This is a genomic window from Terribacillus saccharophilus (assembly GCF_002272075.1).
Lineage (GTDB): Bacteria > Bacillota > Bacilli > Bacillales > Amphibacillaceae > Terribacillus > Terribacillus saccharophilus_A.
This window is the reverse complement of sequence record NZ_NPBJ01000040.1, coordinates 47,849-69,265: the sequence shown is the minus strand read 5'-3', so window position 1 is coordinate 69,265 and position 21,417 is coordinate 47,849. Positions and strand designations below refer to the sequence as shown.

Below are 21,417 nucleotides of genomic sequence, written 5' to 3'. Positions count from 1 at the left end.
ATGTGGCGCAATTGATCAAGCTGCATGAATATATATCCCGTTATGAACAGCATCCTTACCGATATCCTGGACAATTTATCAAATTGAAAAAAGAGAATTGGGAGAAGATGCACAGGGAATGGGAGCAGCAGCAAGCTGCTCCTGATTCCCTTTCCATTCAAGAAGAAAAGGAAGAAACAATAAAGAAATCGTGGTATCAAGTATTCCGAAAAAAAGAAGCAGATGTCGAGGAGCTGGAGCCAACTCCTGTATATGTTGCTCCTTCAGAAAAAATTCTGAAGCAGGATTTCTTGGAAGAACTTTTTGACTTCCAGCTGAAATGGGCTACAAGCACTCTTGGAGAATTTTCATTTTTTGATCACAAATTCAAAAAAGATCCGGTTCTTCGATACTTTCTGAAACGATTTCCTGACACTTTCTTTGTTATGTATAAACCTGTTTTTGAAGTGAAGCAGACTACAATGGAGGCAGAAACGATTCTAATCCATCCACTTGGCATAGAGATTGTTTCGGTTCTGGAGGACAAGCCGGATGTATTGTTCTGGGCAACTGACGAGCGAACATGGAAGCGGGAATCGAAGGGTAAGTTTTCTACTTTCCTCAATCCGATGCTTTCTTTAAACAGAACAGAAAAGCTGATACAAGGAATCCTTAGAAAATATGATGTCGAGCTGCCTGTACAAAAGGTAGTCTTAAGCAGAGAAAACCAAATCCGGTTTGCTAGTGAGCCAAGAAATACACAGTTTATCGGCAGTCAAAAGCATACAGCCTGGCTGATGGCCAAACGAGAAGAACAGTTAGCTCTCAAACATGCTCAGCTTCGTGCCAGTGAGGTGCTGCTAGAGCATGCATATACAAAGGCTGTTGCTCGTCCGGAATGGGAACAGGAAGAAAAGGAAGAATTTTTTAGTTAAATAAACGGTTTTATAGGCCTATCGTATTGATAAAACCATAGCAAATGTTGTAATCTAAAGTATGTCTGTCGAATTTGTTCGGGAATGTACTTGCCTTGTGTCACGCTGGGCTTGTTTACAGCTAGTAATGCAAAGCGATTGCACTAGGAAAGTAGGAATGAACGGTGAATTGGTTAGAACACATACTGGGAAATGAGTGGAAGATTGCTCCTGCTGGCGGTGTAACAGGAGAAGCATATTATGCAAAAAGCGGAGATCGGCAGCTGTTCTTAAAGCGCAATTCTTCTCCTTTTTTGGCAGTTCTTTCAGCAGAAGGGATTGTACCTAAGCTGGTATGGACAAAAAGAATGGAGAACGGGGATGTTATTACTGCGCAGGAATGGCTGATGGGACGCGGTCTGACTTTTTCGGAAATGAGCGATCCTCGAGTGGCTAAGCTGCTAAGCAAAATCCATCATTCCTCCGAGATGCTGAACTTACTGATGCGTATGGGAAAGAAACCGCTTCAGCCAGAAGCGAAAATGGAAGAGCTGCGGGGGAAAGCAGCTGGCTTCCAAGATCGGCTGCCAGCTTTAAAACAGGTGCTGGTGAGTCTGGAGCAATTCTTACCTGAAATGCCGGATCAGCTATTGGCTGTCTGTCATTTTGATATCGACCATAATAATTGGATGATAAGCCAGTGTGATGAGCTGTACCTTGTGGATTGGGATAGTGCGCTCATCGCGGACCCGGCAGCTGATATCGGAATGCTGCTGAGAAAGTACGTTCCATATACTGATTGGGAAGACTGGATGAAAGCATACGGCAAGCCGCTGAATAATGCACTACTAAGACGTATTTATTGGTATGAAGCTGCCCGTATCATTATGTCATTGCGTGATGACAACGTGGAACGCAAAAGTAAAGAGTTAGAACAGCTGCTTAAGGAAGTTCATCAGCTGTCCTGCTAGCCTTGAAAGCTGTTGATTGTCTCTACCCAATCCTCGAGCTGTTCTCTGTTCGATGTGATGTGCGCATTGATATCTGCAGCTTTTTCACCGGCAGAACTGTACGAATGGATACCAGGAAGCAAAGCAAGAAGCTCTTGCTGATCGGTTGATTTATTAGATAAGATAGAACGTGCCAGGCGGGATATTTGCTCGCATTCGGACTTGCTCCCGCAGCAGGATTCGCAATGCTCGCTAAGTATATCCCGTAGAAGGCTAAATTGGTTTTCAACGGAAAGTGACATCGATTTTCCCCTCCTTCCTGAGCATAGCGTGTGCGTTTTGGCATCAAACTATGCAGGCGGGCAGGGCAGAAATAGGAGTGAGGCATATGCGTGTGCGCCATAAACCTTGGGCAGACGATTATTTAAAAGAAAACGATCATATTGTCGTACAGGATCCGAAAAATTATAAAGGCAAATGGAGAGAGTTATTCGGTAATGACAAGCCTCTCCATGTTGAGATTGGATCTGGCAAAGGGCAGTTCATCACTGGTATGGCAGCCCAGCATCCGGAATACAATTTCATCGGAATTGAATTAGCGAAAAGTATTATTGTGACAGCAGTAGAGAAAGCAGCTGAAGCAGATCTACCGAATGTCAGATTATTAAATGAAAATGCAGCTGATTTTCGTGAGTTGTTTGAAGAGAATGAAGTGGATAGCATCTACCTCAATTTCTCTGATCCTTGGCCGAAGAATAAGCATGAGAAACGTCGTTTGACGTATAAAAGCTTCCTGGAGCAATACGAAGCTGTATTAAAAGATAACGGCGAAGTCGTCTTCAAAACGGATAACCAGAAACTATTCGAATATAGTTTGTCCAGCTTCTCTCGATATGGCATGGTTTTGCAGGAAGTGAAGCTTGATCTGCATACAGAGAATGACCCATTAAATGTGAAAACGGAATATGAGGAGAAATTCTCTTCCCGCGGCTATCGTATTTATCGGAGTGTGGCTACTTTCAAATAGAAGAACCTGGCAATAAAAGTGAGGAAGCTGTTGGCTGGCATGAGACGGTATAATTACCGAACTTCTGCTAGCCAATTTTTTATAACCTATTTTTCATAGTAGTCGATACATTCTCCAAGTCGAATGTGTATGTGTAACGATCATACAATTCACAAGTTAGACCTATAATTGATTAAGATGTCGTGTTTTGGTTGATTATTAAAAAAAGCATGCCAAAAGTTAAGTGTTACTCTAACTTTTGGCATGCTTTTTGTTATGAGATGTTCTCTAAATAAAGTTTACGGCTCTAGGGGCAAAGTATCATTCGTACTGACAAAAAGATAATTGTGAGTATTTTAAAAAAATGAAGATGGCTAGGTGACAAATCTATAAGTATTTAAAAAAATCGAATGGTAAAGTAATTATCAAAGTAATTATCAAAGGAATTTTACTTGTTAAAAGTATGAACTGGATGGAGCAACTGTCATTATAAAAGAAAGGATGACCCTAATGAAGAAATGCCTTCAATTTTTGATGTGTATTGTCATTATTGCTTCTTTGCTAGTTGGATGCAATGTTAATGAGAAGCCAGTAAGTGGTTCAGAAGGCCAAATTGTTCTGGATTTTTGGACGGCATGGGGACCTGGTTCGAAAGAAGAAGAAACAGGACTAAAGGTAATTGAAGCATTTGAAAAGGAGCATCCGAACATAAAAGTGAATGTTCAAGTGATGACGTTTGATATGTTATATGACAATATTATAACGTCAATTAATGCAGGCAATGCCCCTGATATAAGCTGGGGATTGGGAGAGTGGTTCAGTGATTTAAATCATGCCGATGCACTGCTTGACTTGACACCTTATTATGAGGAATGGGAGGACAAAGAACTTATATATGATAATGTAATTGAAGCATTAACGGTAAATGGAAAATTGAAAGCGCTTCCTAATTATTTAGGAAATCGCGCATTACTTTACAATAAAGATATTTTAACTGAAGCGGGACTTGATGGACCCCCAGAAACGTGGGAGGATCTGATTTCCATGGGTCCGATCATCAAGGAAAAAACGGGAAAGTATGCATTTGGGATTTCTGGAACGGGAGTGCGTGCGCCACAGGAGTTGATTATGTATTTGGCGCAAAATGATCTGCAACTCGCTGTAGAGGATGGGTCGGGTAAATTTAAAAACACTTGGAATGAAAATCCGGATGAGCTGAAAAGAGCAACGGAGGTATTTCAGTTTTACAAGACTCTCCTGCAGGATGGAGTCATTGATCCAAATGGACGATCATGGGGTCATCAAGAAGAGGACACCAATTTCTCGCTCGGACAATACGCCATGGTAGTGAACGGTGCGTGGATGGAGGATACCATTGAGGAGTCAGGTGTAGTCGACAACTTAGGTATCTCTCCTCCTCCCAAAAATACATCAAAGGCAACCTACTTAGAAATCAGTCCGTATTACATCTTTAAAGACTCGGATCATCCAGAAGAAGCATGGAAGTTAATAAAAGCGATGTTTGGGGACGAGTATCAAGAAGGAGCCAATCTTTATAAGTCCCCCCGTAAGGATATAAAAGGGGAAGGGTTATGGGCAGAAGGATTCGATGGACTCACCGAAATAGGTGCCGTATTTCCGCAAGTGTCTTTAGGTAAGGTGACAAATGATATGACGGACGCTGTTGGCAGGGTGCTTCTATTAGAAGAAGATCCTGAAAAGACTGCTTCATGGCTCGGTGAAGAGATCAATAAATCACTGGAAGCGAACGGTCAGCTAAGTGAGGATGCCGTACGAAGCAAGTAAAAGAAAAGGGTGATCGAATGAGAGCGAGTATCGGAAAAGATGCGCAAGTTCAGCCTTTCTCTCGTAAAGAAGGGCCGAACAGAGAGACGAAGGCGAAACGCATTGCCTATTTGTTTGTGTTACCCTCACTCCTGTTTTTCCTTGTTATTGTAGCTTATCCATTGGCTTCGGTCATATGGGATAGCTTTCATGACAAAAACCTATTGAATACAGGGGACGGGCGTTTCGTTGGGCTAGCTAATTATGTAGAAGTGATCCGTAGTGAATATTTTCTTCAAGCAGCTTTAAATACTGGTATTTGGACGATACTTTCAGTTGCAGGTGAGTATGTATTAGGTATTATAGCGGCTCTTGCCTTGGCGCAAGGAATACGTGGTAGAGCCATTTTCCGTGGAATCATTATAATTCCGTGGGTTGTTCCAGTAGTTGTCGCTGGACTAACGTGGACTTGGATGTTGACCCCAGATTACGGTGTGTTGAATAGCTGGCTAGTCAAATTGGGGTTGCTTGATGAACCATTCTATTTTCTCGGAGAACCAGATACGGCATTATTGTCTATTATTATTGTGAATATTTGGCGCAGTTTTCCATTCTATACAATCACTTTTTTAGCTGCACTCCAGTCTATTCCGCGAGACATTTATGAAGCTGCTGCATTGGATGGATTAGGGCCGATTGGGCGTTTTTTTAAAATCACGCTTCCACAGTTGAAAGGTGTATCGATTGTACTGGTAATGATTCATATCATTTGGACATCGATTAACTTCGATTTTATTTGGGTGATGACGGAAGGTGGACCTGTTCACTCCTCTGAAACATTGCCAATCATGATTTATCGCTTTGCAATGCAAGAGTTGAATATTGGTTTGGCGTCAGCACTTGCCTCATTGTTGCTTGCATTTATGATTATTGGCTTTATGATGTACTACTTGTACCTAAATCGAAAATCAGATCACAGAGGAGGAATGTAACAATATGGTTGAATCAAAACTGTCAAAGCGTGTGCAAAAGCTTTTAACATATATAGTCTTAATTGCCTTCTCCCTGTTTTGTCTCTTTCCTTTTCTGTGGATGGTGATTACAGCATTAAAGCCTGCAGACGAAGTGAGGAGTACAACACCTAGCTTCTTTATTAATAACCCTACATTTGAGAATTTCCAGCATGTATTTTGGAATACAGGTTTTCTAACATATTTCAAGAATAGTCTTCTAGTCGGGGTGACGGCGACAGTACTAGCGTTGTTGTTTTCTGTATTTAGTGCCTATGCTTTGACCCGATTTATGCGGTTTAAGGGAGTCAAGCTTGTCAGCGTCACGATGATACTTTCGCAAATGGTTCCTCCTGTATTATTACTGGTTCCACTTTACATCATTATGATGCAGCTTGGCTTCTTGAATTCGCATATCAGTTTGATTGTCGCGTATACGACATTCACAATTCCACTATGTACCTTTATGCTAACAAGCTTTTTCTCATCGATTCCAATAGAGTTAGAGGAAGCTGCGGAGATAGACGGCTGCTCTAAAATAGGAATGATCTGTCGCGTTATTTTACCGATCTCCATCCCGGGGATTGTTTCTACGTCGCTATTTGCTTTTGTTAACGCGTGGAATGAATTTATGTTTGGTTATGTATTTATAAATGATGATTCACTTCGTACACTGACGCCAGGTCTCTCTTTGTTCAAAGGGTTGTATACGACTGACTGGGGAAGCATTATGTCAGCCTCAGTAATGAGCGTCCTGCCAGTCGTAATCCTTTTTTTATACTTGCAGAAGTTTCTCGTGGAAGGGATGACGGCAGGAGCGGTAAAAGGCTAGAAAGAGAGGGGATTAAATGAGTTTATACGATGAGTCTTTACGACTGCAAGAGTACTATCCTTTTGTGACCTTTTATTACTACAAGGAATGGCAAGATTTTTCGATGGAGATGCACGAACATGACTCCGTAGAAATCATGTATGTTATGTGTGGTTCCTGCAAGATAGAATTAGAAGGTGAAACAACGCAACTAAAAAAAGGTCAATTTATCATCATTGATGCTAATGTTCCCCATAAATTACATGTGCAATCAGAGAAACGATGCAGAATGGCAAATGTGGAATTCGCATTTCGTCCGGGTGCAACGAATTACCTTACGTTTAAGCGAGTGGTGGAGGAGACGCCTTCGCTTCTGCAGATGATAAGTCATTATCAGCCTTATTTGCTGTTTTTAGATTCGAACGATATTTATGCCTGTTTAAAAAGTGTGATTCTTGAATTAGATAAAAAGGGTACATCCTCGGACTTTATGGTCCAGCTACTGCTGAGTCAGCTTATGATTCGCATCTCAGAATTAGCGAATCGGAACGACCATGCACCTGAGCAAAGTTTGTATAACAAGAAAGCTGTTGATTTTATTCATCAAAATTATGATCGAGACATTCGTGTAAAAGACATTGCTGACGCTGTACATCTTCATCCTGGCTATTTGCACCGTGTTTTTAAGGAAACAATGGGCTGTTCCATTAACGACTATTTAGTCATGCACCGAATGAAGAAGGCAAAAGAACTTATCGCTCAAACAGATATACGAATTACTGATATTCCTTATTATATTGGAGTGAGCTCGCAGCAATACTTTAGTACAATTTTTCGAAAGTATACGGGGCAAACACCGATGGAATTCCGAAAAGAGCAGCAGCGCCTGCATCTTCAAAGTGACGATTTTATAAATAATTAACCAGTTAAAGTCTCCATTATGAAAGCAATTAAATATAACAAAAGGCTACCATGTAAACAGAAAGGGAGTGGAAGAAATGAGTTTTAAAATTGCGTTCATCGGAGCGGGCAGCATTGGCTTCACGCGTACGTTGTTGCGGGATATTTTAGCTGTACCTGCATTCAAAGATATCGACATTGCTTTTACTGATATTGATAGGAATAATTTAAACATGGTGACAGAGCTATGTCAGCGGGACATCAGTGAAAATGGATTATCAATTGAGATTCAATCAACACTTGATCGCAGAGAAGCGTTGAAAGATGCACGTTACATTATTTCTGTTTTTCGTATTGGCGGGTTAGAGGCATTTGAACAGGATATTAACATTCCGCTGCGCTATGGGGTTGATCAATGTGTAGGGGACACATTGAGTGCCGGTGGTATAATGTACGGTCAGCGCGGCATTCATGAGATGCTAGAGATTTGTAAGGATATAAAAGAAGTTGCTGAGCCGGATTGTTTGTTGTTAAATTATGCGAATCCTATGGCGATGCTTACATGGGCATGTAACACGTATGGAGGAGTGAAAACAGTCGGACTTTGTCACGGTGTTCAGGGTGGGCATAGGCAAATAGCCGACGTGCTTGAGCTAGAGCAGAATGATGTAGACATAGTCTGCGCAGGGATTAACCATCAAACGTGGTACATTCAAGTAAACCACAATGGCGAAGACTTAACAGGTGGACTTCTTGAAGCTTTTGAGAACCATCCTGAGTATAGTAAAACAGAAAAGGTTCGTATCGACATGCTCCGCCGCTTTGGCTACTATAGCACGGAATCAAATGGGCATTTAAGTGAATATGTACCTTGGTATCGCAAACGAGTAGAAGAAATTAATGATTGGATCGATTTAGGTACCTGGATTAATGGGGAAACAGGTGGTTATCTGCGGGTGTGTACAGAAGGTCGCAACTGGTTTAAGGAAGACTTTCCGAATTGGATGAAAGAACCTGCATATCGGTATGTCGAAGAAGAGCGGGGACAAGAACACGGATCCTACATCATTGAAGCACTGGAAACAGGCCGAACATACCGAGGCCATTTCAATACTATTAACAAGGGCATAATCTCGAACTTACCACAAGATGCGGTCATTGAAGCTCCAGGCTATGTTGATAGAAATGGCATTAGCATGCCTATGGTTGGCGATCTTCCTCTTGGATGTGCTGCTGTTTGTCAAGCGAGCATTTCGGTGCAAAGGCTCGCCGTCGAAGCTGCTGTCACTGGAGATGATCGACTTTTAAGACAGGCGTTTATGATGGATCCACTAGTTGGTGCTGTGTGTACGCCGCCAGAAATCTGGCAAATGGTTGATGACATGCTCATTGCACAGGAAAAATGGCTGCCTCAATACAAGCATAGCATTCACAAAGCAAAGGAACGTCAAAAAAGGGAAGAACGTTTGCGGACAAAAGAATATACTGGTGCTGCTCGTTTAAAAACAAAAACAGTTGAAGAAATGAGAGCGAATCGAGAAGAAGCGTCTAAAAACGCGAAAGAAGCAGATAAAGCACTGGAGCGACCTGCGAAAACATAACGCAAAAGGAAGTAACAATCAAGAATCTTTTAACTCTTATACAGTGTGTATGCCAATAGAGATGCAGGGGGCGTTCAAGAATCATACTTTTTCTAACAAGGACATCTCTGAAACTTTTATTTGTAAAGCTACCTTCTACTTAATTAAATAATAGTTCGCAAAAAAACACCCCAAAAGTTAAGTGTTACTAACTTTTGGGGTGTAACTTGTATTAGGATGCTGATTCGACAGCGTCGATTACGGATCCAGTTTCTGCATCTACGAAGAACTCGTACTGAGCAGGTTTTCCATCAATCGTACGGGAGATTCCGCCACGGTAAACAGTATACGTGAGGCCGTGCTTCACTTTTTCTTCCGGTTTCATATAGATCCAAGATCCACTGATCGGACCTTCTTTCTTAAACGCTTCTTTAGCGAATTTCAATGCTTTTTCCGGAGTTACTTTCTGTTGTTTCGCAATCTGCTTCTGGATCAAATACCCAGCTGCAAGGCCAGCACCTACGATTGCTACTGTTTTCTTTACGCCCATTTTGGTCACCTCTTCAACTTAAGTTATGTTCTATTATATCTTATTACCTTAGAAATATAAAACGAAACAACCTTTATGGCATGTTGAGGAGCAATAGTTTACAATAGATATACAATAGTCTGACAAAAAGGGAGTACATATACATGAACGAGAAAACATTGGATTTATTTAAACAATTGACAGAGCTGCAGGCAGCACCAGGCAACGAACAGCTGATGCGAGCTTTTATGAAAGAAAGGCTGAAGCCTTATGCGGATGAGATCATCCAGGATAAGCTCGGCGGTATATTTGGCGTAAAAAAAGGCAAGGGACCTAAGGTGATGGCTGCCGGACATATGGATGAAGTCGGCTTCATGGTAACAGGTATTACACCAAATGGTCTGCTTCGCTTTCAGACATTAGGCGGCTGGTGGAGTCAAGTGCTGCTTGCGCAGCGCGTGCAGGTTATGACAGACGAAGGACCGATTCCAGGTGTCATCAGCTCTACACCTCCTCATCTGTTAACGCCTGAGCAGCGGAGTAAACCTGCCAGCATCGACAGCATGCTGATTGATATCGGCGCAGATGATGAACGTGATGCATATGAGCTAGGTGTAAAGCTAGGACAGCAGATTCTTCCGTTTATGCCGTTTACCCCGATGGCCAATGAGAAGAAAATCCTGGCAAAGGCTTGGGATAATCGATATGGCTGTGGGTTGGCGCTCGAATTAATGGAAGAAGTGGCTGGAGAAACATTGCCGAATCAGTTGTATGCTGGAGCTACGGTGCAGGAAGAAGTCGGTCTTCGTGGTGCTCAAGTTGCGGCCAATATGATCAAACCTGATATTTTCTATGCGATGGATGCGTCACCTGCCAATGATGTTAGCGGAGACAAACAAGTGTTCGGTCATTTAGGTCAAGGAGCATTACTCCGTATTTTTGACGGTACAATGATCATGAATCGCAATATGCGTGAATTCATTCTTGATACAGCAGAATCTAATAATATTAACTACCAGTACTATGTCGGCAAAGGCGGCACGGATGCCGGACGTGTACATTTGGCACATGAAGGAGTTCCTTCTGCTGTCATCGGCATCGTTTCCCGCTATGTGCACACAAGTGCAAGCATCATTCATGTTGATGATTATGCAGCTGCAAAAGAGCTTCTAATTAAGCTTGTCCGGGCAACAGATCAGTCGACAGTGGATCTTATTACTTCGAACGATTGATCGCGTCGGAAAGGAAGCGTAACGGATGAAAATGATAGTCGGATCTAAAAATCCTGCCAAAGTTTCGGCTGTTTCGGCTGTGTTTGGATCTCGGTGGGAACTTGAAAGTACAGCGGTCGATTCTGGCGTTAGTGCACAGCCGATGAGTGACGAAGAGACACGCCAAGGTGCCATCCAGCGTGCAATTGCATGCAGCAAGCTGGATGGAGCGGCGGCCGGTATTGGTCTTGAAGGCGGCGTCACAGAGATGGATGACGGTCTGTATATATGTAACTGGGGTGCTTTAGCAGTCGGGGATAAAGTATGGAGCGCAAGCGGTGCTAAGCTGCTATTGCCTGACTTCATCGCCGAACCAGTGCTTTCAGGTGAAGAGCTTGGTCCAGTTATGCGGGCATTTACAAGCAGGCAGGATGTCTCAACAACAGAAGGAGCGGTCGGTGTCTTTACCAATGGACATATGTCCCGCTCTGCTATGTTTGAGCATATATGTTTGCTATTGAAAGGGCAGTATAGCTTTTATGAGTCAAACAAAAAGAAGGAAGCGGGAATTTGATATCCGCTTCCTTCTTTTTATGATGTTTTTTTATAATCTGTCGTCTTGTCTTTTTCGTCTTCCGTGATAGGGAAATCTGGCTGTTCTGCTTCGACGTCCATCTCAGCAAAGGCTTCTGTTTCGGATTCAGTTGAATCAGAAGTAATTAGATCTTCTTCCTTATCGCTGAATTCAGCTGATTCATCCGATGCAGAGGCAAATTCGAATTGAGCTACCTCGATAGCCAATTCTTTGGCCAGCTGCTGCAGCTGGGAGGCTGCGTTTGTCAGGACATCAATCGAAGCTGCCTGCGTATCACTTGATGAAGCTACCTCCTGTGCTGTTGAGGCTGCTTCATCGGCAATTTGATTAATATGTCCAAGCATATCCGCAACAGAATCATTACTTGCTGCAACCTCTGAAACAGATGAAGAGATGTCCTTCATTTTCGTATTACCTTGCTGCAACTGTTTATGAATACGATCAAATGCATTTGTAGTTTCTTCAACACTGAAAGCTTGAACTTGCTGATAAGCATCGAAGGCTTTGGCTTCTTCTGCTAAATCGGTCATTTGCTGATTCATTGTCCCAACAAGCTTGTGGATTTGCTGTGCTTCTTGTTTGGAGCGTTCTGCCAGCTTCTTCACTTCATCAGCAACTACTGCAAATCCCCTGCCATGCTCACCTGCACGAGCGGATTCAATCGCTGCATTAAGTGCCAGCAGATTTGTACTTTCTGAAATCTCTTCAATTGTCTGGACGATAGAGCGAATCTGATTTGCCTGTTGTACAGCACTTTGGATTTCTGTTGTCAGCTTTTGAGCGAGCTTCAAGAAGCTATCAGAGGTTTCATGCAATTTTTGCATTTGATTGATACCGTTGCTTCCTTCCAGCTCTGCTTGTTTCATTGCCTTACCGACTAGTGCTGTTTCATCCTTCATCAATGTAATTGCATGGCGGACCTTATCCAGCATCATATTGCTTTCTTCGAGCTGAGCAGCCTGATCCTGCGCGCCGCCTGCCACTTGGCCAATTGCTTGGTTCACTTCTTCATATTGAGCTGCTGTCTGCTGAGAAGCTGCTGCTAGATAAGAAGAAGAGTCATCTAATACTTCGGAAGCTTCTTTCACTTTAATCATGGACTGCTCCATCTTACCTGCCATCTGATTAAATGTTTCACCCAAATCTGCCATCTCGTCCTTTGTTGTTATGGGTACACGGTAAGCTAGGTTACCATTTCCGATAATCTCTGTAGCTTCTTTAAGCTGTCGGATTGATTTCGTGATGGCACGGATAAGCGGCCATCCGATACAAAGTACAAGCAGGAAACTAAGAATAATGACGGCAAGTAAGACAATGCCAAGAACTGTAGAAGTTCTTTCGTTTGACTGTTTTAAATTGTCGGTCTGCTCAATTGCTGTTTCGCCGACACTGTCTACAGTCGTTGTTACTTCCAAGGCAGATGTTTCGAAATTCGTTGCTAACTCAGCAGCCTGGGTGCGTGTGTTCGAAAGCGTGGACATGGCGGATGTGTATTTTAAGAGACTGGAGTTTATATCACTAACCGCGCCACTTTCTAGATCTGAATCGGAAATTGCCGTTTTGAATGCATCTACTGCTTCATCGAATTCGTCTTTATTTGGGGCAACGCCATTCGGAGGCTGTATGATACCTTGCTCGGTTCTTGTGACGTTCTCCAAAGCAGCAGATACGTCATCTCCAGCATTTTCGGACATGCTGCGGAAATTCTCTGAAGCATCACTTATGATTTTTCGGAGTCCTTCATCAGAAGTGTAGCCGATTGTTTCATTCATACTCGTGACTTTCTCAAGCTCTTTTTCATAGGAAGCTGCGCCTTCCTTAATTTGCGTAAAGTAAGCTTGCAAGTCGTTATTATCCTTGTATTTCTCTTCATATGTAGAAGCTTGTTTCTCAATGCCAGCAATAGCGCCTAGTACAGATTCGGCGTTAGATACAGATGGCTGGGCAAAGTATGTCTCCTGCTTCTCAAGTGTATCGAGCATATCATCCTTGATATACTGACTGGATACATAGGCTTCTTGGTATCTCTGCGTTTCTTCTGACATTTGATTCTGCTGGTAGAAATAATAATAACTGAATGCTCCAAGTACCAGAATACTTGCCAGTGAAGAGAACATGATTAAACGGATTCTCTGTCGAATGGTGTGCATATATTTCCCCCTTATGCTATTGTGTGCTCTCTTATATTATAGGTACAACCTACCATATTTACAATAAATTAATAAAAGTTTGATAATTTAACTGAATGATTCGACCCATTCATATGATTAAAACTGAATATTTCTAGGTACAAAGAGGAAGTAGCTTGCAAAGTGACAGCTGCAAAGCGCAGTATATTCGCTTTTGGTTCTGTGCTTTGATAAAATGAAGAAAAAGATTGAAGAAAAGATTAATGGGGGCTTTTAAATTGAAAAACTTAGAATCAGAAGCACAACTCAAAGAAATACTTCAAAATGGCAAAACAATCTTGATGTTTTCTGCTGACTGGTGTCCGGACTGCCGAATCATCGAGCCGGAACTACCAGAAATCGAAGCGAAATACAGCGAATTCGAATTCATCCATGTAGACCGTGATCAATTCATTGAAGTGTGTCAGCAATATGATGTGTTCGGAATTCCAAGTTTTGTTGCATTCAATAAAGAAGAGGAAATCGGACGATTTGTATCGAAGGATCGCAAGTCTAAAGAGGAAATCGAGTCTTTCATCGAATCCTTACCGCAATAACTGCAAGGAGTATAACTTATGAAAATGACTGCTTTGAAAATGAAGAAAAAATTAGAGGATCGTCTGCAGGACCCTGCATGGCGTACTTCATATGACCGGGATAAGAGCAAATTTCGAGTAGAATGGCAGGATACGAAGGAAGGTGTGACGCTCGCACTTCCAAATATTATTGCAAAATATGAAACGCGTGGCGAAAAAGCGCTGGATGAACTCGAACAGCATGTAAAAGAAGCTTTGCGTGTCATGCATGAAGAACAGCACCTGGAAGGAAACGAACAGCATGTCTTTCCAGTTATACGAGCTACTTCTTTTCCATCTAAAACGAAAGCCGGACTGAAGATGGTATATTCGGAGCATACGGCAGAAACGAGAATTTATTACGCACTTGATCTTGGCAAATCGTACCGTCTCATTGACGAACAAATGATGGAAGAGCAGGACTGGACTATCGAACGTCTTCGGGAAATTGCTGCATTTAACGCTAGAAGTCTTTCTGCAGAACTGAAAGAAGACAGAGTTGCAGATAATTCCTTTTACTTTATTGCGACACAGGATGGCTACGATGCCAGCCGCATATTGAACGAGTCGCTTTTGGAAGGATTCCGTGCGAATGCGAAAGGGGATGTGCTTGTAGCTGTTCCTCACCAGGATGTGCTGATTTTAGCGGATATTGAAAATAAGACTGGTTATGATATATTAGCACAGGTAACCATGAAATATTTTGCAGAAGGCCGTGTACCAATCACATCTTTACCATTCATTTACGAAGATAAGAAATTGGAGCCAGTTTTCATTATGGCACGCAATAGACCAGAGTCTGCCAAGGGAGAGGAAAAGTAAGATGCAAGCATTTTATAACAAACAAGGAATCGGTGACGTATTGTTGCTCGCTATCAAGCAAGGAGATCGTCATTCCATTAAAGAAGAAAAATTCGGAGATGTCGTTCGGATTACAGATAAGGATGAGCTAGTCGGTTATAATATCTTCCGCGCTTCTGAATACTTGAATATCACAACAGCAGGCAAAGTGCAGGTCGATGAGGAATTCGCCGGCAAAATTCGTGATATTTTCCGTCAGAACAACTTAGAAGATGCATTAGATGTAGACCTTACACCTAAATTTGTTGTCGGATTTGTTAAGGAAAAAGAAAAGCACAGCAACGCTGATAAACTAAGTGTCTGTCAAGTCGACCTTGGGGATGAGACAGTACAAATCGTTTGTGGTGCACCAAACGTCGATGCAGGTCAAAAAGTGGTAGTTGCGAAAGTGGGCGCCATCATGCCGAGTGGTTTGGAAATCAAAGCCGGCAATTTACGTGGTGAGGATAGTTTTGGTATGATTTGCTCCCAAAAAGAGCTGGGTCTGCCAAACGCACCGGAAGAAAAAGGAATTTATGTGCTGGACGATTCCTATAAAGTCGGCCAGGTTTTTGAAGCTTAATAGGGAAATGAGCACCGGATACAAACGTATCCGGTGCTTTTTTAGGTAATTGGGACTGAAATGCCAGAGAACCGCCGTATTTTTTACGTTTTGATGGAATGTTTTTAGGGTAAAGCTATTCACGGTTTGTGAAAACCTGCTAAAATGAAGATATTATACTGAAAAAGGAAGTTTTACTATGTGGGAGCGTCTTAGGCAAGCTCTAAGCAACTTTTTTATGACCGAAGTAGTAGTGGAAGAAGAACCAGAGCTGAAATCACGGAACGCTTCTGAACAAAAAGTACAGAAACAGTATCAGACAAATCAGCAGCCACAAGCAAAAATGGCTTATACATACCCGAAAGAACGTGCTTTTCGGTTTCCAATGATACCGGATGAGTCTGGAAGTACAAAACCACCAGCCTCAAATGTGCGGCCAGTACGTCATCGAACCCAACCAGATACAAAGGTACCAGAAAAGCGGCAGCCACGGCAGCCTGAAAAACCGAAAGTGCAAGAGCGGCCTTCCAGCGTAAGCAGGCAGCGCAAGCCAGAAAGAAAAGATCCGGAACCAAAGGCAGAAAAGAAACCTTTCCAACCGACTGAAGTTCCGTCTCCTGTATACGGTTTCCGCAAGCGGAAAGAAGAAGTAGCTGATATCGTAACACTGGCATCCATTCAAGACCGGGCAGATTGGAAAAGAATCGCAGCATCTGCTACTACGATTACTCCTGAAGTGGAGGAAGAAAAAAAGTTCGATATTCATGTTGAACAAGCTCCAGTAGAAGATATCGCGCTGGAAAATCCTGTAATGGAATCGAAAGAGAACACGGACTTTACAGCAGCAGAATCAGAAAATAAAGAAACTCTTTTAGAAGAAACAAATACGAGCGTTGCAGAGGAAAAGGTAATCGAGGAGATTTCAGTTTCCGAAACAACGGAAGTTCTGAAACCTGAACCAATTCAGCTTGAGGAAGAGTCAGCTGGCATAAAAGAAGAGACTGCATGGGACCAATCGCCTGATATAGAAGAGACTGCTTCGAATAAAGCAGATGATAGCATTACAGAAGAAATTGTTCTGGACCAGTCGGTTGATAGGATAGAAGAAGACAATGATCCGGACTTAGAAGCAGGCACGAACGTAGATGACGAAGGTAGTGATCTTATAGCCGAAGAGTCTGTTCATGATGAAGCAGTATACAGTGCAGCAGAAGACACTGCTCCGAACCGTACAACTGAAATGGAAATGACCGACGACTTTGTCGTACAAGCTGATGCTTCAGGCGTAAAAACAGCTCAGTCAGCAGAACAAACAGAAGTAAAAGAATTGCTGCAAGTAAAAGAGAGCACGGAAACAACAAATTCCGGACTTCGTGAAACTAGCAGTACAGTGAGAAAATCAGTACCTTTCAACGTATTCATGACACCAAGAGATAAACGAAGCAATTTGCAGGATAATAAGCTGTCCAGCCGCCAAGATTCAGTGAAGACGGAGCCGGTTGAACAGGAAATTCCTAAGCAGAGCGAACCGATTTTTGCCAAACCTCCGATGCATCTTCTGAATGATCCTGTCGAACAGACGTTGGAAAATGATGCATGGGTCGATCAGCAAAGCCAGCTTTTAGAGACTACTTTAGAACATTTCAATGTAAACGCACACGTGGTCAATGCTATGCAAGGCCCATCTGTCACCCGTTTTGAGGTTCAGCCTGATCTTGGTGTGAAGGTTAGTAAGATCAAGAGCCTGACAGATGATATCAAACTGAATATGGCGGCCAAAGACATCCGCATGGAAGCACCGATTCCTGGCAAGAATGCAATCGGAATCGAAGTGCCGAATGCCGTATCGAAGCAAGTTGGCTTACAGGAAATACTGGAGACAGAAGATTTCCAAGGAAACAATTCGCCGCTTTCAGTCGCCCTAGGTTTGAATATTTCCGGCAATCCGATTGTGACGAACCTGCAGAAGATGCCGCACGGTTTGATAGCTGGAGCAACAGGTTCAGGTAAAAGTGTATGTATCAATACTATTCTGCTAAGTCTATTGTATAAGGCGAATCATAAGCAGGTGAAATTCCTGTTGATCGATCCGAAAATGGTGGAGCTTGCTCCTTATAATGACTTGCCTCATTTAGTCTCACCAGTCATTACCGACACCAAAGCAGCTACTGCAGCTCTAAAATGGGCGGTAAATGAGATGGAAGAACGATACATGAAGTTCGTCGGCGAAGGAGTCCGCGATATCGGACGCTACAACGAGAAACTCGATAAGCAAGGACGATATGCAGATAAGATGCCATATTTGGTCATCGTCATTGATGAGCTTGCAGACCTTATGATGGTAGCTCCTCAGGACGTCGAGGATTCCATTTGCCGGATTGCGCAGAAAGCAAGAGCAGCTGGAATCCATCTGCTGCTGGCGACACAGCGTCCGTCCGTGGATGTCATTACAGGCTTGATCAAAGCTAATATCCCGACACGAATTGCTTTCAGTGTTTCTTCTGCAATCGATTCCCGGACAATCATTGATAATAATGGTGCGGAGAAATTACTTGGAAAAGGTGATATGCTCTTCGTCGAAAACGGAGCGCGGCAAGCCCAGCGTATCCAAGGTGCTTTTGTGTCCGATGAAGAGATAGAACGTGTCGTCCAATATGTGAAACAGACAGCACCGCCAGAGTACCTTTTCCAGCATGAGGATCTGCTCGAGCGACGAGAGTCCGAGGAGGACGAGGATGAGTTGTATCGGGAAGCAGTCGAGTTTGTTATCGAGCACAATAGTGCGAGTGCGAGCTTGCTCCAGCGCCGTTTCAAAATCGGTTATAACCGTGCTGCCAGATTGATTGATCATATGGAGATGAGAGGTGTCATCTCTGAACAGAAAGGGAGCAAGCCACGCGATGTACTCGTGTCGCTGGCACAGCTCCAAACGGAATGAACGACAGCCTGGATGTTGTCCTATGGACCGTCCAGGCTGTGCTGTTATCCGAGACACCAACAAAGGGTGCTATGTATATACTGTAAAAAGCGTAACAGAAGAGATTCTGCATTTATAAAATACTGACAAAATGCTATACTGTTGCTAGTATGCTTTTTTTCATGTATATGTGACACACGACGCTTTACATACTTATACTAACACCATACAAAAGCGACATATTATTATGTGGAGGTTCCTATTATGACAACTTACCATTTCGTTGGTATTAAAGGATCTGGTATGAGTGCATTGGCGCAGATCCTGCATGATGCAGGTGAGAAAGTCCAAGGCTCCGATGTGGAGAAGGTTTTCTTCACGGATCAGGCCCTGAAAGATAAAAATATTACAATACTGCCATTTACAAAAGATAATATCAAACCGAATTTGACAATCATTGCAGGAAATGCATTCTCTGATGAACACGAGGAAATTCTTGAAGCAAAAAAACTTGGTCTTCCGATTTACCGCTATCATGACTTCCTGGGTGCATATGCGGATAAATTCCGCAGCATAGCAGTAACAGGAGCACATGGCAAAACATCGACGACAGGTCTCATGGCTTATACGCTGAAGCAGTCTCACCCGATCTCTTATTTAATCGGAGACGGAACTGGAAGCGGACAGCCTAAGAGTGATTACTTTGTTTTTGAAGCATGTGAATACCGCCGCCACTTCCTAGCTTATAAACCGGATTATGCGGTCATGCTGAATATCGATTTCGATCATCCTGACTATTTCCAGAACATCGAGGATGTATTCCAGGCTTTTCAGCAATTGGCCGATCAAGTTAAGCACGGTATCATTGCTTGTGGCGATGATCCATATTTGCGTGACCTTCAAGCAAATGTACCAATTCATTATTATGGATTCGATGCGTCTAATATGTACCAGGCAAAAAATGTACATGAAGAGCCGAATGGCACGACATTCGACGTATATATCGAAGGTAGTTTCTATCATACGTTTACCATTCCTGGATACGGGAATCACCAGGTTCTCAATGCGCTGGCAGTGACTGCAGTATGTCATCAGGAAGGTATGACACCTGATCAAATCAAGGAAATGTATGGTTTCACTGGTGTGAAACGACGTTTCTCTGAGAAGAAAGCCGGCAGCCAAGTATTGGTGGATGATTATGCTCATCATCCAAAAGAGATCGAGGTAACGATAGAATCAGCTCAGAAGAAATACCCGGATAAGCAGATTGTGGCTGTATTCCAGCCGCACACCTTTTCTAGAACAAAGACTTTCCTGCAAGAGTTTGCAGACAGTCTGAAAAATGCGGATAGCGTTTATCTGTGTGATATTTTCGGTTCTGCTCGTGAAGCAAAGGGTAATCTGACAATCCAGGATTTGCAGGAGCTCATACCAGGCTGTGAAGTATTGCAGCTTGAAGATGTAAACGTACTTAAGCAGTATGAAGACAGTGTCCTTTTATTCATGGGAGCTGGTGACATACAGAAATTTCAAGCTCGCTATGAAGAGTCGTTGCAAGCTGTCCAATAATCCATTACACTTAAAAAAGGGAGTATTACTCCCTTTTTTTATTTGTACTTTTATGTTTAACGACGTACACCAAGGGAATAACGTAGTTAGACGAAGGAGTATAAAGCATGAGATGTGCTTCAACTACTCATACTACATACCAAGAAGGAGCTGACTAATCATTATGGAAATTCTAGGGTACATCGCTGCACTAATTGCAGCAATCGCATTCGCAGTCTTAGTAATCTACCTCGCAAAAACATTGAAAGCTGCTTCACGCACACTAAATGACGTAGCGAGCACATTGGAAGGTGTCGAAAAGCAAATGCAGGGCATTACGAGCGAAACAGCAGAACTGCTCAGCAAGACAAATCACCTTGCAGAAGACATCGGAGAGAAAGCGCAGAAGCTTAACACTCTTGTTGACGGAATTGAAGGCATCGGTGATACAGTGAACAGCCTTAACAATTCTATTCGCAATGTGTCCAACAAAGTGGCACTATCTGCAGAACAGCATACAGAACAAACTGGCCAAGTACTAAAATGGGGCTCAGTTATACTTGACTTATGGAAGAAAAAGAAGCAGAATGAAGCCAATGAGGTCGCCTCTGTACCTGCAGTGCAGCCAACAGAGCAGCCGCTACCAGTAAAAGAAACATCCCATTAAACCAAGCGACGCGATAGGAGGCAATGCAGTATGTCAACGAAAAAGACGAACGGAAGAGATTTTCTGATTGGTTCGATCATCGGCAGCGTAGTAGGAGCTGTGACTGCTCTTGTTCTTGCACCTAAATCCGGTAAAGAACTTCGCAGCGATATTACGGAACAGGCTAGCTCCCTGAAAGGGCGCGCGGGCGAAATGAAAACACAGTACAGTGAAAAAGGTGCACAATGGAAAGATGTTGTCACTGAAAAATCCCGTGTTGTAGCTGATAAGGTGAAAGAATCCTCTCAGACTGTACAGGATAAAGTCAAGAACCTAAAATCCAAAGACCAAGCAGATGACACAGCTTCAAATGATAAAGAAGCAGAAGATGCAGCGGAAGAAGTAGCACGTGCAATCGAGGAAGCTGCAAGAGAATTGGAAATGGAACAGCAGAAATCCACGATTGAACGTAACAAGGATCTTTAATTATAAGACTCCTAAGCATCTTGCTTAGGAGTCTGTTTATTTTTGAAGGGAGTTTTTACAGAATGGAAGCTAAAGTCATTCAAAGCCAAGAGGAATTTCAGGATGTATTAAATAGGGATGCATCATTTTACTTGCTCAAGCATAGTCTGACTTGCCCGATCAGTGCAAGGGCGAAGCAGGAGTACGACAGATATAGTCTTGATACACAGATACCAATGTACACATTATATGTCCAAGAAGCACGGGAGCTATCTAATACGATTGCGGACCGTTATGAGGTAAGACATGAATCTCCACAGGCATTGCTTTTTGAGAATAATCAAGTAATCTGGAATACATCACACCATGACATTACAGAAGCTGTATTACGGGAGCAGGAAACTAGATTCAATCAATAGGTGGGTT

Annotated in this window: 21 protein-coding genes; 18 read left to right on the top strand and 3 right to left on the bottom strand. The window is 42.8% G+C overall.

Going from position 1 to position 21,417, the window contains the following annotated elements; all coding sequences use genetic code 11:
- Positions 1 to 2: 2 nt before the first annotated feature.
- A complete protein-coding gene (locus CHH48_RS17745; protein ID WP_095220571.1) occupies positions 3 to 914 on the top strand; it encodes a hypothetical protein in 912 nt (303 codons plus the stop codon).
- 164 nt (positions 915 to 1,078) lie between these two features.
- Positions 1,079 to 1,864, top strand: a complete 786-nt coding sequence (locus CHH48_RS17740; RefSeq protein ID WP_095220572.1) for a phosphotransferase family protein — start codon at positions 1,079 to 1,081, stop codon at positions 1,862 to 1,864.
- Here the strand turns inward: CHH48_RS17740 and CHH48_RS17735 are convergent.
- Positions 1,861 to 2,145 (bottom strand): YtzH-like family protein, encoded by a 285-nt coding sequence (locus CHH48_RS17735; protein ID WP_095220573.1) that lies wholly within the window; start codon positions 2,143 to 2,145, stop codon positions 1,861 to 1,863. The genes CHH48_RS17740 and CHH48_RS17735 overlap by 4 nt on opposite strands.
- Positions 2,146 to 2,231: 86 nt before the next feature.
- On the opposite strand from CHH48_RS17735, the gene trmB reads away from it, so the two are divergent.
- The 6 genes from trmB to CHH48_RS17705 all read left to right on the top strand — a co-directional run bounded on the left by trmB (position 2,232) and on the right by CHH48_RS17705 (position 8,956).
- Positions 2,232 to 2,870, top strand: a complete 639-nt coding sequence (trmB, locus tag CHH48_RS17730) for a tRNA (guanosine(46)-N7)-methyltransferase TrmB (RefSeq protein ID WP_095220574.1) — start codon at positions 2,232 to 2,234, stop codon at positions 2,868 to 2,870.
- Between the two features lie 489 nt (positions 2,871 to 3,359).
- Entirely contained in the window at positions 3,360 to 4,655 is a 1,296-nt protein-coding gene (locus tag CHH48_RS17725) for an ABC transporter substrate-binding protein (RefSeq protein ID WP_176466506.1), read from the top strand.
- Positions 4,656 to 4,672: 17 nt separating this feature from the next.
- Complete coding sequence (locus tag CHH48_RS17720; RefSeq protein ID WP_095220576.1) at positions 4,673 to 5,626, top strand: carbohydrate ABC transporter permease; 954 nt, start codon at positions 4,673 to 4,675, stop codon at positions 5,624 to 5,626.
- Positions 5,627 to 5,630: 4 nt separating this feature from the next.
- Positions 5,631 to 6,476: a carbohydrate ABC transporter permease gene (locus CHH48_RS17715; RefSeq protein ID WP_095220577.1), complete on the top strand. Its 846-nt coding sequence runs from the start codon at positions 5,631 to 5,633 to the stop codon at positions 6,474 to 6,476.
- Positions 6,477 to 6,492: 16 nt separating this feature from the next.
- Positions 6,493 to 7,377, top strand: coding sequence for an AraC family transcriptional regulator (locus CHH48_RS17710; RefSeq protein ID WP_095220578.1), 885 nt, complete (start codon positions 6,493 to 6,495; stop codon positions 7,375 to 7,377).
- Positions 7,378 to 7,453: 76 nt separating this feature from the next.
- Positions 7,454 to 8,956, top strand: coding sequence for an alpha-glucosidase/alpha-galactosidase (locus CHH48_RS17705; RefSeq protein WP_095220579.1), 1,503 nt, complete (start codon positions 7,454 to 7,456; stop codon positions 8,954 to 8,956).
- Between the two features lie 211 nt (positions 8,957 to 9,167).
- On the opposite strand, the gene CHH48_RS17700 is transcribed toward CHH48_RS17705, so the two are convergent.
- Positions 9,168 to 9,485 carry a PepSY domain-containing protein gene (locus CHH48_RS17700; RefSeq protein WP_038562329.1) on the bottom strand — a complete coding sequence of 106 codons (318 nt, stop codon included), beginning with the start codon at positions 9,483 to 9,485 and terminating at the stop codon, positions 9,168 to 9,170.
- A gap of 143 nt (positions 9,486 to 9,628) precedes the next feature.
- On the opposite strand from CHH48_RS17700, the gene CHH48_RS17695 reads away from it, so the two are divergent.
- Both CHH48_RS17695 and CHH48_RS17690 read left to right on the top strand, forming a co-directional pair.
- Positions 9,629 to 10,696 carry a M42 family metallopeptidase gene (locus CHH48_RS17695; RefSeq protein ID WP_095220580.1) on the top strand — a complete coding sequence of 356 codons (1,068 nt, stop codon included), beginning with the start codon at positions 9,629 to 9,631 and terminating at the stop codon, positions 10,694 to 10,696.
- 25 nt (positions 10,697 to 10,721) lie between these two features.
- The gene (locus CHH48_RS17690) at positions 10,722 to 11,249 is read left to right on the top strand and encodes a DUF84 family protein (RefSeq protein ID WP_095220581.1); all 528 of its coding nucleotides are present in this window, start codon (positions 10,722 to 10,724) and stop codon (positions 11,247 to 11,249) included.
- Between the two features lie 17 nt (positions 11,250 to 11,266).
- Here the strand turns inward: CHH48_RS17690 and CHH48_RS17685 are convergent, their stop codons facing one another.
- Entirely contained in the window at positions 11,267 to 13,420 is a 2,154-nt protein-coding gene (locus CHH48_RS17685; protein ID WP_095220582.1) for a methyl-accepting chemotaxis protein, read from the bottom strand.
- A gap of 242 nt (positions 13,421 to 13,662) precedes the next feature.
- Here CHH48_RS17685 and CHH48_RS17680 point away from each other — a divergent pair, with 242 nt between their 5' ends.
- From CHH48_RS17680 to ytxJ, 8 genes are all read left to right on the top strand, one after another.
- On the top strand, positions 13,663 to 13,995 hold the full coding sequence (locus CHH48_RS17680) for a thioredoxin family protein (protein WP_095220583.1): 333 nt from the start codon (positions 13,663 to 13,665) through the stop codon (positions 13,993 to 13,995).
- 18 nt (positions 13,996 to 14,013) lie between these two features.
- Positions 14,014 to 14,835 carry a DUF1444 domain-containing protein gene (locus CHH48_RS17675; RefSeq protein WP_095220584.1) on the top strand — a complete coding sequence of 274 codons (822 nt, stop codon included), beginning with the start codon at positions 14,014 to 14,016 and terminating at the stop codon, positions 14,833 to 14,835.
- Between the two features lies 1 nt (position 14,836).
- Positions 14,837 to 15,436 carry a YtpR family tRNA-binding protein gene (gene ytpR, locus CHH48_RS17670; protein WP_095220585.1) on the top strand — a complete coding sequence of 200 codons (600 nt, stop codon included), beginning with the start codon at positions 14,837 to 14,839 and terminating at the stop codon, positions 15,434 to 15,436.
- 178 nt (positions 15,437 to 15,614) lie between these two features.
- Positions 15,615 to 18,353: a DNA translocase FtsK gene (locus CHH48_RS17665; protein ID WP_245840434.1), complete on the top strand. Its 2,739-nt coding sequence runs from the start codon at positions 15,615 to 15,617 to the stop codon at positions 18,351 to 18,353.
- Positions 18,354 to 18,596: 243 nt separating this feature from the next.
- Positions 18,597 to 19,901, top strand: coding sequence for a UDP-N-acetylmuramate--L-alanine ligase (gene murC / locus CHH48_RS17660; protein WP_095220586.1), 1,305 nt, complete (start codon positions 18,597 to 18,599; stop codon positions 19,899 to 19,901).
- Between the two features lie 163 nt (positions 19,902 to 20,064).
- Positions 20,065 to 20,547 (top strand): DUF948 domain-containing protein, encoded by a 483-nt coding sequence (locus CHH48_RS17655; protein WP_095220587.1) that lies wholly within the window; start codon positions 20,065 to 20,067, stop codon positions 20,545 to 20,547.
- Between the two features lie 30 nt (positions 20,548 to 20,577).
- Entirely contained in the window at positions 20,578 to 21,012 is a 435-nt protein-coding gene (locus tag CHH48_RS17650) for a YtxH domain-containing protein (protein WP_038562301.1), read from the top strand.
- Between the two features lie 62 nt (positions 21,013 to 21,074).
- Entirely contained in the window at positions 21,075 to 21,410 is a 336-nt protein-coding gene (gene ytxJ, locus CHH48_RS17645; protein WP_095220588.1) for a bacillithiol system redox-active protein YtxJ, read from the top strand.
- The last annotated feature ends 7 nt before the right edge of the window (positions 21,411 to 21,417 follow it).